At 72.5% G+C, this 13,692-nt stretch carries 13 protein-coding genes; 2 read left to right on the top strand and 11 right to left on the bottom strand.

The window, feature by feature from the left end; translation table 11 throughout:
- Positions 1-14: 14 nt before the first annotated feature.
- The 3 genes from AMK25_RS10280 to AMK25_RS10270 are packed head-to-tail and all read right to left on the bottom strand — an operon-like array spanning position 15 to position 3,273.
- Positions 15-1,118, bottom strand: coding sequence for a 3-dehydroquinate synthase II (locus tag AMK25_RS10280; RefSeq protein WP_073827939.1), 1,104 nt, complete (start codon positions 1,116-1,118; stop codon positions 15-17).
- Between the two features lie 31 nt (positions 1,119-1,149).
- Positions 1,150-1,974, bottom strand: a complete 825-nt coding sequence (locus AMK25_RS10275; RefSeq protein WP_073827938.1) for a 2-amino-3,7-dideoxy-D-threo-hept-6-ulosonate synthase — start codon at positions 1,972-1,974, stop codon at positions 1,150-1,152.
- Between the two features lie 15 nt (positions 1,975-1,989).
- Complete coding sequence (locus AMK25_RS10270; RefSeq protein WP_198937498.1) at positions 1,990-3,273, bottom strand: aspartate kinase; 1,284 nt, start codon at positions 3,271-3,273, stop codon at positions 1,990-1,992.
- Positions 3,274-3,508: 235 nt separating this feature from the next.
- Between AMK25_RS10270 and AMK25_RS10265 the strand changes: the two genes are divergently transcribed.
- Together AMK25_RS10265 and AMK25_RS10260 are read left to right on the top strand one after the other, a co-directional pair.
- A complete protein-coding gene (locus tag AMK25_RS10265; RefSeq protein ID WP_073828620.1) occupies positions 3,509-5,464 on the top strand; it encodes an anthranilate synthase family protein in 1,956 nt (651 codons plus the stop codon).
- Between the two features lie 93 nt (positions 5,465-5,557).
- The gene (locus AMK25_RS10260; RefSeq protein ID WP_073827937.1) at positions 5,558-6,025 is read left to right on the top strand and encodes a DUF6069 family protein; all 468 of its coding nucleotides are present in this window, start codon (positions 5,558-5,560) and stop codon (positions 6,023-6,025) included.
- A gap of 143 nt (positions 6,026-6,168) precedes the next feature.
- Here the strand turns inward: AMK25_RS10260 and AMK25_RS10255 are convergent, their stop codons facing one another.
- The 8 genes from AMK25_RS10255 to AMK25_RS10220 form a co-directional block, all read right to left on the bottom strand.
- Positions 6,169-6,558, bottom strand: a complete 390-nt coding sequence (locus AMK25_RS10255; protein ID WP_073827936.1) for a VOC family protein — start codon at positions 6,556-6,558, stop codon at positions 6,169-6,171.
- Positions 6,559-6,568: 10 nt separating this feature from the next.
- Positions 6,569-8,554, bottom strand: a complete 1,986-nt coding sequence (locus AMK25_RS10250; RefSeq protein WP_073827935.1) for a multicopper oxidase family protein — start codon at positions 8,552-8,554, stop codon at positions 6,569-6,571.
- Positions 8,551-9,015: a DUF6220 domain-containing protein gene (locus AMK25_RS10245; protein WP_073827934.1), complete on the bottom strand. Its 465-nt coding sequence runs from the start codon at positions 9,013-9,015 to the stop codon at positions 8,551-8,553. The genes AMK25_RS10250 and AMK25_RS10245 overlap by 4 nt, the downstream gene beginning before the upstream one ends.
- A 55-nt stretch (positions 9,016-9,070) precedes the next feature.
- Positions 9,071-9,466 carry a DUF6223 family protein gene (locus tag AMK25_RS10240; protein WP_073827933.1) on the bottom strand — a complete coding sequence of 132 codons (396 nt, stop codon included), beginning with the start codon at positions 9,464-9,466 and terminating at the stop codon, positions 9,071-9,073.
- A gap of 192 nt (positions 9,467-9,658) precedes the next feature.
- Positions 9,659-10,321: a response regulator gene (locus tag AMK25_RS10235; RefSeq protein ID WP_073827932.1), complete on the bottom strand. Its 663-nt coding sequence runs from the start codon at positions 10,319-10,321 to the stop codon at positions 9,659-9,661.
- Positions 10,318-11,451, bottom strand: a complete 1,134-nt coding sequence (locus AMK25_RS10230; protein WP_073827931.1) for a sensor histidine kinase — start codon at positions 11,449-11,451, stop codon at positions 10,318-10,320. Before AMK25_RS10230 ends, AMK25_RS10235 begins: the two co-directional genes overlap by 4 nt.
- A gap of 124 nt (positions 11,452-11,575) precedes the next feature.
- Positions 11,576-12,466: an aromatic prenyltransferase gene (locus AMK25_RS10225; RefSeq protein WP_073827930.1), complete on the bottom strand. Its 891-nt coding sequence runs from the start codon at positions 12,464-12,466 to the stop codon at positions 11,576-11,578.
- Between the two features lie 50 nt (positions 12,467-12,516).
- The gene (locus AMK25_RS10220; RefSeq protein WP_073827929.1) at positions 12,517-13,692 is read right to left on the bottom strand and encodes a hydroxymethylglutaryl-CoA synthase; all 1,176 of its coding nucleotides are present in this window, start codon (positions 13,690-13,692) and stop codon (positions 12,517-12,519) included.

Below are 13,692 nucleotides of genomic sequence, written 5' to 3'. Positions count from 1 at the left end.
CTTCCCGCCGCCTGTCACTTCTCGATGCAGAACTCGTCGATCGGGTAGCCGACGTGCCGCTTCTCCACCGGCAGGTAACCGAGCACCTTCGTGCCGGCGGTCAGCTCGGTCACGTTGAGCACGGTGCCGCCCGGCCCGAGCACGCGCACGTGCCAGTCGTCCTGGACGATGAGGTTGACGCGTGTCCCGGAGGGGGAGACCGCGTCGATCGCCAGCAGCGGACGCGTCTCGATCTTGACCCGTCCCACTGTGACGACGCGGGACTTCCCCTGCGAGTCCACGGCGAGCACCCGGCCGCCGGAGACCAGCTCGCTGAGGTAGTTGGTCCGCCCGCCGGCGGACAGCGTGTACGAGTGCAGCGCGCCGGCGTTGACCCGGAACGGCCGGGTCGGCATGTACGGCAGCGGGTGCGTCTCGCTGCAGCACAGGATCATGCCGGTGGAGTGCGAGCCGACCAGGATGCCCTCGTCCAGACGGAAGTTCGTGCACGTGTCGACGCAGGCGCGCTCGCCCATGCCCACCCGCCGGATGCCGGTGACCTCCAGCTCCACGAGCGACAGGTCCGCCGCCGTGCTCACCGCGGCGGTCCGCAGCTCGGTGGCCTCCCCCACGGCGCGGGGCGCCAGCATCACGCCGTCCGAGCCGTGCTCCAGGACGCCGAAGACGATCTCCGCCTCCTCGACGTCGGCGACCTGCGTGATGATGCTGCCCTCCGCGCCCGCCGCGGCGGCCAGCACGATCTCCAGCGGGATCTTGGTGGGGTCGCGGAAGTACAGCAGGCTCCACCGGTCGTGGCGCGCGGACCGGCAGGCGTCCTCCAGGCTGTCCGCGTCGACGATCTCGACGAACCGGCCGAACTCCACCTCCGGGTACCGGGCCGCCAGCTCGGCGGGCTCGCCGTGCCGGGCCGGCTCGACGATCACCAGGTCGGCCGGTTCCAGCTTCTCCGGCAGCGGCCCGCCCTGGGGGAACAGCACCTTCTTCACCGTCGGGGGAAGCGTCTCCAGGTCGGCCGGATCGGCCGCCACGACGGCGTCCACCCGCTGGTGGACCGCCTCCTCGACGATTGCCTCCTTGGCGCCGTTGACGTTACGGATGTCCAGCCAGCACAGCTTCACGGGTTTCTCCTCGGTGGACGGTCAGGGAGTCTCAGGACGTAAGGGCGAGCCGGTCGTCGACGTCGTACCGGTCCGGCACGTGGCGTGGCTCGTGCACCAGCCGTGCCACGGCGGCGGCCATCAGGCCGGGCTGCTCGGCCTGGAACACGTTGCGGCCCATGGCCATCCCGGCCACGCCGCCGCGCAGCGCGTCCGAGACGTAGGCGAGCACCGTCGGAGTGTCGGCCGAGCGCGGGCCGCCGGCCACGATCAGCGGGATCGGGCAGCCGCGCACCACCTCGGCCATCTGCTCGGGCGTGCCCACGTAGTCGGTCTTGACGATGTCGGCGCCGAGGTCGGCGGCGAGCGTCGCGGCGTGCGCCACCAGCTCCGGAGCCCGGGAGTCGGTGATCTGCGGCCCGCGGGCGTACACCATGGCCAGCAGCGGGACGTTCCAGCGGTCGCACTCCCCCGCCACCGCCGCCAGGTCGGCGATCTGCCGCGCCTCCTGCGGTGAGCCGAGGTTGACGTGCACGCTGACCGCGTCGGCGCCCAGCCGCAGCGCCTCCTCCACGTGCGCGACCAGGTACTTCGCGTCCGGGTCCGGGGCGTGCCGGGTGCTCACGCTCAGATGCACGATCAGCGACATGTCGCCGAACCAGCCGTGGTCGACGTGCCGCAGGCTGCCCTTGTGCAGCACCACGGCGTCCACGCCGGTGCCGGCGAGCTCACCGAGCAGCGAGTTCAGGTCGCCGCGGCGCAGCGGCCCGTCGGTGACGGAGTGGTCGAGCGGGACGACGAGCAGGCGTCCGTCGCCGCGCCGGAACAGTCGGCGCAGACGCAGGCCACGAGCGAACGAAGCGTTGAGTACGGCCACGGTTTCCTACCTCTCTCAGGCGGTGGCGGAACGGCGGGAGGTCAGAGACGTGGCGTCCGCCGGCTCGGACCGGTCCAGGCGGAACGCGCGGTGCAGGGCTTCGACGGCGTCGACGGTGCGGTCCCGCGACACGATCACCGACAGCCGCATCTGGGAGGTGGAGATCCAGCTCGTCGAGATCCCCGCCGCGGCCAGCGCCGCCATCAGCCGGGCCGTGTGCTCGGGGCGGCTGAGCAGGCCCATGCCGACCACCGACACCTTGCCGACGTTCTCGTCGAAGTGGACCCCGCCGTCGAAGGACGCGGTGAGGTCGTGCAGCGCGGTCCGCACCGCTTCGGCCTGGCTGCGGCGGATGGTGAACCCCATCCGGAACTCGCTCTCGTAGGGTCCGGACCGGGCCACCAGGTCCGCCACCGCCCCCTGGGCGGCCAGCACCTCGAACACGTCGGGCGCCATGTCCCGGCGGCCGTCGCGGCAGTGCACCAGCACGCGGACGACATCGGTGTCGTGGGTGACCGCCACCACGGCCCGCCGGGTCTCCAGCGGCCGGTCGTCGGGCCGGTCCACGACTATCGTTCCGGGCGCCTGCGACGACGCGTTGCGCACGCGCACTTCGACCCCTTCCATGGCGGCCAGCTCGATGCATCGGGTGTGCAGGACCCGCGCGCCGGCGAACGCCATCTCCGCCATGACGCCGGGCTCCACCCACGGCAGGCAACGCGCCGCCGGAAGGATGCGGGGGTCGGCGCTGAAGACGCCGTCCACGTCGGTGTAGATCTCGCATGCCGACGCGCGGAGCCGGGCCGCGAGCGCCACCGCTGTCGTGTCGGAGCCGCCGCGCCCCAGCGTGGCGACGTCACCAGCCCGGTCGATGCCCTGGAATCCGGTGACCACGGCGACCTCGCCACGGCCCAGCGCCGCCTCCACCCGCGCCGCCCCGATCCGGGAGATCAGCGCGTCGCCGTGCCGGTCGGTGGTGTGGATCTCCGCCTGGTGCCCGGTCAGCGAGACGGCCGGCACTCCCAGCCCGGTCAACGCCAGCGCCATCAGCGCCGCCGACTCGGACTCGCCGACTGCGAGCAACTGGTCGAGTTCCCGGGACGGACCCGCGGCGCCGACGTCGGCCGCCAGCCGCAGCAGGTCGTCGGTCCGGCTGCCGCGCGCCGACACGACCACTGTCACGGCGGAGCCGTGCCGCCGCGCCTCAGCGATCCGCAGCGCGGCGTGCCGAACGCGGTCGAGGGTCTGCAGCGAGGTGCCCCCGTATTTCTGGACCAGCACGTCCACAGTCGTCTTCACCGCCCTCGTCGTATCGGCATTGCGGTCGACAGTAATCGCGGTCGATCTGCGTGGGCACTACTCGCCCGAGTAGTAGCCCGCCGATTCAGTCGTTCACGCCATAACGTCGGCGCGTTACCGGAAACACGTGATGCCGTCGGCGACAACACGTCATGTGCGACGCCTTTTGCCGGACGCAGTATCGACAGGCGATCTCTCAGGCAAAGGGAGCGACATGGACGGGACGGAATCGAACGTGACCGGATTCCCCGATCTGCTGTCCGGTCTCGGCGGCGACGGGCGCGCCTTCGCCCTGCTGCACCGGCCCGGCGCGGCCGGGTGCGCGTACGTGGAGGTTCTGACCGGCGAGGTGTGCGACGTGGACACCCTCGGCGAGCTGCCCCTGCCCACCGAGCCGGCGACCGGCGCGCGGCACGACCTGCTCGTGGCGGTGCCGTACCGGCAGGTCACCGAACGGGGGTTCGACTGCCACGACGACGGCGCGCCGCTGCTCGCGATGCGCGTCGACGAGCAGTTCGGGCTCGACCGCGGACAGGCGCTGGCGGGCCTGCCCGAACGCGGCGTGCCGGTGACCGACGCCGACTTCGACCTCAGCGACGAGGACTACGCGGCGATCGTCAAGCGGGTGGTGGGTGACGAGATCGGGCTGGGCGCCGGATCCAACTTCGTCATCCGGCGCACCTTCACCGCGCGGCTGGCCGACTACTCGATCGCCACGGAACTGGCGCTCTTCCGCCGGTTGCTGACGGGCGAACTGGGTTCCTACTGGACGTTTCTGTTCCACTCCGGCGCCGGCACGTTCATCGGCGCGTCACCGGAACGACACGTCAGCATGATCGACGGAACCGTCTCGATGAATCCCATCAGCGGGACCTACCGGCACCCCCCGAACGGCCCGGCCGTTTCCGGTCTGCTGGAATTCCTGAACGACCCGAAAGAGGCTAACGAACTCTACATGGTCGTCGACGAGGAACTGAAAATGATGGCGCGGATGTGCGCCTCCGGCGGCCAGGTGCACGGCCCGTTCCTCAAGGAAATGGCGCGGGTGACGCACTCCGAGTACATCCTGACCGGCCGCAGCGACCTGGACGTGCGCGACGTGCTGCGGGAGACGCTGCTCGCGCCGACGGTCACCGGCAGCCCGATCGAGAACGCGTTCCGGGTCATCACCCGCCACGAGACGACCGGCCGCGGCTACTACGGCGGCGTGCTCGCGTTGATGGGCCGCGACTCGGCCGGCAGCCGTACGCTCGACTCGGCCATCATGATCCGCACCGCCGAGATCGACGACGCGGGCACGCTGCGCCTGGGCGTGGGCGCCACCCTCGTGCGGGACTCCAAGCCGGAGTCGGAGGTGGCCGAGACGCGGGCCAAGGCGGGCGCCATGCGCGCGGCGCTCGGCCTCGGCATCGACCCGGACGGCGGGCGGACGACGGCCGTGCGGGCGCGTTCGTCCCTGGCCACCGACCCCCGGGTACGGCGGGCGTTGCGCGAGCGCAACACCACACTGTCGAGGTTCTGGCTCGACGGCGCGGAGCGGCGAACCCCGAACCCGGCGCTGACCGGACGCCGCGTGCTCGTCGTCGACAACGAGGACACGTTCATGGCCATGCTGGACCACCAGTTGCGGGCCCTCGGGCTGCGGTCGAGCATCGCCCGGTTCGACAGCCGGCTTCGGCCGGAGGGACACGACCTCGTCGTCGTCGGTCCCGGCCCCGGCGACCCGGGCGACCTGACCGACCCGCGTATGCGGATCCTGCGCGGGCTCACCCGCGACCTGCTCGCCGGGACGGTGCCGTTCCTGTCCATCTGCCTGGGCCACCAGGTGCTCGCCGCCGAACTGGGGTTCCCCCTCGCCCGGCGCGCGGTGCCCAACCAGGGTGTGCAGAAGCGGATCGACCTGTTCGGCCGGCCGGAACTCGTGGGGTTCTACAACACCTACACCGCTCGCTCCGCGCACGACGTGGTGGCCGGTGGCCGGCGGGGCCCGATCGAGATCAGCCGCAGCCCGGACAGCGGGGACGTGCACGCGCTGCGCGGCCCGGGATTCCGGTCCGTCCAGTTCCACCTGGAGTCCGTCCTCACCCAGCACGGCCCACGGATCCTGGGCGACCTGCTGGTCTCCCTGCTCGCCGACGGCACGGCCGCCGCCGGGGCCGAGGCGGCGGGTCGGCGCGGGACCCGCCCGTGACGCCAGGGCGTTCAACTGTCCATGTTGACTGCCGTCGTGGCGTCCCCGCATTCTCCCGAGAACACATCGAGGCACCCGACCGGAGGCGACGCCGTGGATGAGGCCACTCCCCGAACTCCCGTCGCGGCACGGCCCACCTGGTCGCCGGCCACCGCTCCGGTGTGGCTGGTCGGCGTGCTGGCCACCCTCGCCGGGGCCGTGGCCGCGGAGGCGTTCACGCTCGCCGCCCGGGGCTTCGGCGTACCGATGGAGGCGGCCGGCGTCTGGGAGGAGCAGGCGCAGGCGATCCCGGTGGGGGCCATCGCCCGCAGCGTCGTGCTCTGGTCGATCGGCGGAATCGTCCTGGCGGTGGTCGTCGCGCGGCGGGCCCGGCGGCCCGTGCGTGCCTTCGTGGCCGGCACCGTCGCGTTCACCGTGCTGTCCCTCGCCGCGCCCGCCTTCGCCCGGGACACCGCGGTGTCGACGCAGCTCGTCCTCGCCGGCACCCACGTGATCGCCGGCGCCGTGATCATCTCCATCCTGGCCGCGCGGCTCTCCGCACCCACCACGGACCGGTACTGATCCCGCCGCCACCCCTCCCGGCCCCGCGATCTTGCACTTCCGGCCCGGACAGAAGAGACATTCCCGGCAATGGAAGGGCAGTAAGTGCAAGATCGGCGCGGACGGTCAGGGGTAGCCGGGAGGCGGTCGGGTCCGGCGGCGGCTCAGCCGCGGGCCGTCGGCTCGAAGATCTCGACCAGGTTGCCGGCCGGGTCGGCGATCAGGAACTGACGACCGCCGGGCCCGGAAATGATGTCGCTGCGCAACGTCACCCCGGCGCGCTCCAGCCGCTCCCGTTCGGCGTCGAGATCGTCGACGATCAGGTGGATGCGGTTGCGCCCGGACCCGGCCGCGTCCGCCGGGGTGACCCGGGCGCCCGAGCTGGTCGGCCCGGACAGCAGGAGCCGCAGCGGCCCGCGCACCACGTCCGCGAAGGCCGGCGGGAACGCGGTCGACACCGTGAAACCCAGGTGGGTGGTGTAGAACTCGATCGCCGCCGACACGTCGTCGACGATGTAGCGGACGCTGGCCAGGCCGTGCAGGTCTGCGGTCATGCGAGTCCCCTCAGTGTGCGTGGCTCGTGCTGGCGAAGGGCGTGGTGACACCGTCGTAGACGAGCCGCAGCATCATGCCCTGCTCCTGGTGCGGCAGGTTGTGGCAGTGGTTCATCCAGACACCCGGATTGTCCGCCCGGAACGCCACCTCCCACACCTCTCCCGGCCGCACGTCGAAGGTGTCCATCCACAGCGGGCTGCCGGAGTAGCGCCGGCCGTCGCGGGACAGGATCAGCACCGGATGGCCGTGCAGGTGCCACGGGTGGGTTTCGAGGCTCCGGTTGACCACCGTGAAGCGCACGACGTCCCCCTCCCGGACGAGCTGGTCGGGGACGGAGGGATGTGCGCGACCGTCGACGGTCTGGGCGTACGCGGGCTTGCCGTCGACCATGGCCAGGGCCCGGTCGAGGACGATGGTGAAGTGGCGGTCGGCGTCGTCGGCGTCGAACGGCACGGGCGCCGGCTCGCCGTAGTCCAGCAGGTCGAACTCGGGCCAGTCGGCGGTGTCCGGCAGCGGGCGGTCACCGCCGCCGACGCCCGGCGGGCGCAGCAGGATGCCCTGGTCGGAGTCGTTGTCGAGCAGCAGCGTGACCTTGGCGTCCGGCATGGCCAGGGTCAGGTCGTACCGGCCTCCGGCGGGCAGGCGGAGCCCGACCTCGCGTACCTCGCCCGGCTGGTTGAGGTCGCGGCCGTCGACGGCCACCACCCGGAAGGGCGAGCCGACGACGGCGAACCAGTGCGGGTTGGAGTCGGTGTTGATCAGACGCAGTCGCACCGGCTGACCGGGGCGGACGTCGTGGACGGCGCGTCCCTCCTGGTCACCGAGGATCGTGACGTCGTCGAACGTGTGCACCGGCAGCGTCAGGTCCAGCCCGCGCTCCGCTTCCGGCCGGTCCTCGCGCGGCGTCACGACGAGCGTCCCGTACAGCCCCTTGCGCACGGCGGGGTGCGACGCCTGGTGGGTGTGGTACCAGTACGTCCCCACCTGGTCCGCCTGGAACCGGTAGACGAACTCGCCGCCGGGCTGCACCGCGTGCTGCGTGGCACCCGGCGCGCCGTCCTCGCCGCACGGCACGTCGTACCCGTGCCAGTGCACGGTGACGCCGTCCTCGATGTCGGCGTTGCGGAGCGTCACCTCGATCAGGTCGCCCTCGGTCGCGGTGATGGCCGGCCCGGGCAGGCGGCCCTCGTAGCTCCAGGCGTCGACCGGACGTCCGGACGGAATCGTGACGGTGCCCGTCCGGGCGGTGAGCACGTGGCGTCGCGCCGTGCCGCCCGCCGCCGGAGCGCCGGGGCCGCGCAGGTCCGCCACGGAGACCTTGGGGCGGGCACCACCCGCGTGTCCGGGGCCGCCTCCGGTGACCATCGCCTCCGGGTCTCGGAAGAGCAGGCCGACGCCGGTGGCGCCGGCGCCCGCCGCGACCACTCCCCCGGCCACGCCGAGGAACCGGCGGCGGGACAGCGCCGTGGGCCCGGCCGCCGCCGGCGTGTGCTCCGGGGAGCCGGCCTCCGCGGCCGGGGCGGCGGGTCGTCCGACCACCCGCGCGGTGAGCAGCGCGGCGGCGCAGACGAGGGCGACGGCGATCAGCGCGGTGCTCCACGTCAGCGGGTACCCGGCGGTGAACGTCACCACCAGGCCGGCCAGCGCGGCGAAGCCGGCGGTCAGCACCGCGACCAGCGCGCCGGCCGGCAGGTCCGCCGCCGGTGACTGCCGGGCCGCGAGCAGGCGCGGGCCGGCCAGGAGCACCGCGACGAGCCCCGCGGCGACGAGCATCGGCAGCCCCAGCAGAACCTTTTCCTGGACGAACCACCAGCCGCGGTCGGCCAGCAGCGCCACGGTGCCCAGGCGGGCGACGGTCACCAGCACCGCGGCGCCGAGGAGCGCCAACGCGATCCGGTGGCGGCCGAGAGCCGCCGTGACACCCGTTGCGAACCACGTCGCGACACCGAGCAGCGCCACGACGTGGTCCACGAGGATCCATTGGAGCGTGCTCATGACGCCGTTCGCGCCGAGTCGGCCGCCGGGCCGGTCACAGTCGTGTCCACGCCGGACGTGGTGGTCGTGTCCGGCGCCGCCCGGACGCTGCGCAGGATGACGCGGGCGACGGCCACCATCACCAGTCCGTTGACCGCGTGCAGGCCGAACACGTACCGGCCGACGGCCGAGTCACCGGCCGAGTCGCCGAACGCCTTGGCGATGACCGCGATCAGCGCCTGCAGGATGCCCAGCCCGGCGACCAGGCCGGACAGGCCGATGATCCGGCCGGGCATCCGCATCACCGCGGCGGCCACCGTCAGCACCACGGCGACGAGGATGCTCCCCAGGCCCAGGATCCGGTGAGGGCGGAACGCCTCCTCGTTGGCCTCGTTGCTGAACGCGCCGCTGGCGGCCAGGAAGAACTGCACCACGAGCACGAGCAGCAGGAACGCTGCCAGTCCGGCGAACACTTTGCGCATGGGACTCCCCTTCGGGTTCGGTTGGGTCACCGGGGTGTTCGGTCGGCAGCGCCGGTCAGGCGGCGCGCCGGGAGCGGGTGAATGCCAGGCCGCCGACGGCGATCCCGATCAGCGCCAGCACGACGGCCACGATGGCGCCGCCACGGCCGTTGCCGCTGCCGACACCACCGTCGGAGCCGGCCAGGGCGACCACGCCGGCGATCAGGCCGGCCACCGCGAGCACCAGCGCGGCGATCGCGTTGCCACGACCGCCGCCGCGCCCCGCGGAGCGCAACGCCCACCCGCCCAGGACGAGGCCGAGCAACGCGAGCGCGAGCGCCAGCACGGATCCGGCGCGGCCGGAACCACCGTCACCGTCGGCGGCCGTCACCTGCGCGGCCGCCGGTGCGACGAGTGCGAGCCCACCGAGGACGCCGGCTGCGGCGGCGGTGAGCAAACGACGGATGAACATGGAAGCCCCTTCGGCTGCGGGAACAGGCATCTGCGCCAGCGTAGGTAACGACCCCGCTACGGGTCGTCATGCCGAAGGAGACAATCGATCTACTGCGGTGACGGTATCCATGGGCTCCGGCGTCTGCGCCGGGAGCAGCCGCATACCGCAGCCGCAGCACTGCCGAGGCGACAGACCGGGCGGGCTGCCCGGTCAGCGATTGCCGGGTGACACCAGGCCGGACTCGTAGGCGAACACCACCAGCTGGGCGCGGTCGCGGGCCTGCAGCTTGGTCATGGCGCGGTTGACGTGGGTCTTCGCGGTCAGCGGGCTGATCACCATACGATCGGCGATCTCGTCGTTGGACAGGCCCCGGGCAGCCAGGGCGACCGCCTCGCGTTCCCGGTTGGTCAGCTCCTCCATGCCGGGCGTGACGTCCGCGCAGAGCGGCTCCGACACGTACCTGTTGATCAGCATCCGGGTGATCGACGGCGCGAGCAGCGCGTCACCGCGCGCGGCGACCCGCACGGCGTGCAGCAGGTCGTCCGGCTCGATGTCCTTGACCAGGAAGCCGGTGGCGCCGGCCCGCAGCGCGTGGAAGACGTACTCGTCGAGGCCGTAGTTGGTGAGGATGACGACGCGTACCCCGGCCAGCGCCGGATCCGCGACGATCTGCCGGGTCGTCTCGACGCCGTCCATGACCGGCATCTGGATGTCGATCAGGGCGAGATCGGGCAGGTGCTGCCGGGCCAGCGCCAGGCCCTCCCGGCCGTTCCCGCCCTCGGCCACCACCTCGATGTCGTCCTCGGCGTCGAGGAGCGCGCGGAACCCGCTGCGCAGCAGCGGCTGGTCGTCGAGCAGCATGATCCTGATCATGGGACGCGCACCACCGGGAGTTCGGCCTGGACGGTGAAGCCTCCGCCGGTGCGGGGTTCCGCCCGCAGCCGGCCGCCCAGCGCGAGGACGCGCTCGTGCATCCCCAGCAGCCCGACGCCGGGCACCGGGGCGGCGCCCGGCCGGGCCGTCCCGTCGTCGTCGATCCGGATGCTCAGCGCGTCCGGGCGGTAGTCGATCCGGACCGCGGCGGCCGCGGCGGAGGCGTGCCGGGCGGTGTTGGTGAGCGACTCCTGCACGATCCGGTACGCGGTGCGGCCCACCGCCTCCGGCACGTCCCGCTGGTCGCCCTCGATGGTCAGCGTGGTGGCCAGGCCGATCTTCTCGGCCCCGGCCAGCAGCTCCGGGAGGTGGTCGAGCCCGTGCGACGGGGACTTGGTCAGGTCACGCAGCGTCTCCAGGGTCGCGCGCAGCTCGCGGGTCGCCGCCCGGCCGGCCTCCTGGATCGCCAGCAGCGACTCCGGCACCTGCTCGCCCCGCTTGCGGGCCAGGTGGACCGCCACCTCCGCCTGCACCTTGATGATCGAGATCTGGTGGGTGAGCGAGTCGTGCAGCTCCCGTGCGATGTGCAGCCGCTCCTGGGTGGCGCGCAGCCGGGCGGTCTCCTCGCGGGTCCGTTCCGCCTCGTCCGCCCGCCGCTCGGCCTGCCGCAGCGCCTCACCGGCCGCCGCCGCGGCGATCAGCCAGGCCAGTTCCAGCACGCCCCGCGACTGCGCGAGCGCCTCCTTGAGGGCGCCGTCCGCGGGCGAGACCATGATCGCCAGCGGCAGCACGACGAGCAGGGCGGCGCTCGCCCCGAGCGTGACGAGCCGGTGCCCGGCCCGGACCGCCGCGTAGACCGCGAACAGGTACGCGATGGCGGGCACCCCGAAGCCGATCGCGTTGTAGCCCACCACGCACAGCCCGGTGGCGACCAGCACGGCGATCGGGGCCCGACGACTGGCGGCCAGCGCCAGGCCGCTCGCCGCCACCAGCGCGAAGCCGAGCAGACCGAGGCCCTCGGGGGCGGGATGGTCACCGGCCAGCGCGCTGATCATCAGCACCGCCGCCACAGCCAACGCGACGACCCAGTTCTTCACCCGGGCCCACACACTGGACAGTCCAGTCGTCATGTTCGCACTTTAGCGGAGCGCGCCAGTGTTGAACCCGAGCGAACAGGCATTGATCCCGGTTCCGCCGCCCGGCGCGTTCTCCGCCCGCGTGTCACACCGGCCCGGCGGCGGAACCGGCCGCTGTTCAAATGAAGTTCACCGCGCCCGGCTTCCATTTGTAGTGCGACTCGAGTTTGTAGTACTCCCCCTTGGGGGTCAGCGCCACGCCGTAGACGAACTTCCGGTCCCCGCCGCCGTACGGAACGCTTTTCACGAACTTCTCGATCTCCGGTTCCACGGGTACCGGAAGCGTGGTCAGGTCCGTGGTCGCCGCGGCGTAGCAGATCCGCTCGATCTCCGGGGAGTCCCAGCCCAGCGTGACGTAGAGCCCGAACGCCCCGGCGCCGAGCCGGAGCATCTGCTCGCTCGGCTCGGCCATCCCGGTCCGGCGCAGCGTCGACCGGATGGTCTCCGGCTCGAAGCACTCACGCGGCACGTCGTTGAAGTAGACGTTCACGGTCCGGGCCGGGTAGTCGAATCCCAGCACGCCGACCCGGTCGTCGAGGCCGTGCCGGGTGAAGAAGTCGGCGTTCGCGGCGAGGCTGCGGGGCATCGCCGGAATGCCGGCGAGCGACGTGGCCACCTGCAGCTCGTCCGGGGCGAAGGCCGCGTAGATCTTCTTGAAGCCGCCGACCACACCGAAGTCGATGCCGTGGCTCTCCACCGGGCAGCGCCGGTGGACCTCGGAGAGCAGCGCGCCGACGGGGTGGTCCGTGCGCGGGGTGAGGCCCCGGGCGAGCGCCGAGGCGTACGGGTCCCGGTCGTCCGGATGCGTCCGGAACCGGCAGTCCAGCTCCCCCGCGTGACGCAGCGCGGTCGCCACCCGGAAGGCGACCACCGCCTCGGGATGGGCGAACGCGTCGCCGTACGCGGACAGGATGGGCCAGACCCGGTCGCGCGAACAGGGCACGTCCAGCTGCCGGGCCGATTCCTCGATGGTCGAGTAGAGCTCGGCCACCTCGGGAGTTCCGGACATCGATCCTCCAAGCATGGTTCGTTCGGTCAGGGCGGCCGGCGTGGCCGGTCCTATCGCGGCTCGTAGACGCGCTTGTGGCCGGAGAGCCCGGCCAGCCGGTACGGCCCGGTGGTCACCGCCGGCGCCGGATAGTCGCCGCCGTCGACCGGGAAGGCGTGCTCGTGCAGCTCCCGGTACGTCGCGTAGTCGATCTCCTGCCGCCGCTCGATCGCCGCGCGGTGCTGGTCGGGTCGCGTGTGCGCGCGGTATCCGGGCACGACAGTGCCGGCGAAGAACTCGGCGACGCTGCCGGACCCGTAGCTGAGGAAGCCGACGGTCCGGCCGGTCAGGTCGTCGGCGGCGTCGAGCAGTGCCGCGAGCCCGAGATACATCGACGCGGTGTAGCTGTTGCCGATCTCGGCGTTGTACGCGGTGGTGTGCCCGATGGCCCCGGCCACCAGCGCGTCGTCGACGTCGCGCCCGCAGTAGTTGAGCAGGTGCCGGTGCGCCTTGTCGGCCATCCTCGGGAACGGCTGGTGGTAGCAGAACGCGCCGAACTCGTCCAGGGCGCGCCCGCCGCGCTCGGTGTAGTCCTTCCACGAGCCCTCCAGCGCCTGCAGGTAGGCGGAGATGGACTCGTGCCCGTCGACCAGGGCGGTGGTGCGGTAGTTCGGCCGCCAGAAGTCCATGACGTCGGCGGTGAACATGCCCGACGGGTCCTCGACGCGTACCAGCGCCGGGTCCGCGCCGACGAGCATGGCGACCGCCGCGGCGCCCTGGGTCGCCTCGCCGGGCTCACCCAGCGCGTACTTCGACACGTCGCTGGCGATCACCAGGACCTGCTGCGACGGGTCACGGTGCACCAGGCCGATGGCGAACTGCAGTCCCGCCGTACCGCCGTAGCAGGCCTGCTTCAGCTCGACCACCCGGGTGGCCGAGGGGAGGCCGAGCAGGGAGTGGACGTGTATCCCGGCCGCCTTCGCCTGGTCGACCGACGACTCCGTGGCGAACACGATGGTCCGGATCCGGTCGGTGCCGTGGCGGGCGACCACCGGCGCGGCGGCGGCGGCAGCCATGGTCACGATGTCCTCGTCCGGGGCGGGCACGCTCATTGCCCGCAGCCCGATGCCACGGTGGTACTTGGCCACGTCGGTGCCGTTGCTCGCGGCCAGGGTCTCGTGTGTCAGCACGTGATGCGCCGTCGCGGCGGACAGGTCGTGGATGCCGACGGCGGGTCTCTCGGCCAT

The sequence above is a fragment of the Micromonospora sp. TSRI0369 genome, assembly GCF_001905625.1.
In the GTDB taxonomy this organism is placed as follows: domain Bacteria; phylum Actinomycetota; class Actinomycetes; order Mycobacteriales; family Micromonosporaceae; genus Micromonospora; species Micromonospora echinospora_A.
Note: the sequence above shows the minus strand (reverse complement) of the source record. Positions and strands in the feature narration are given on the sequence as shown.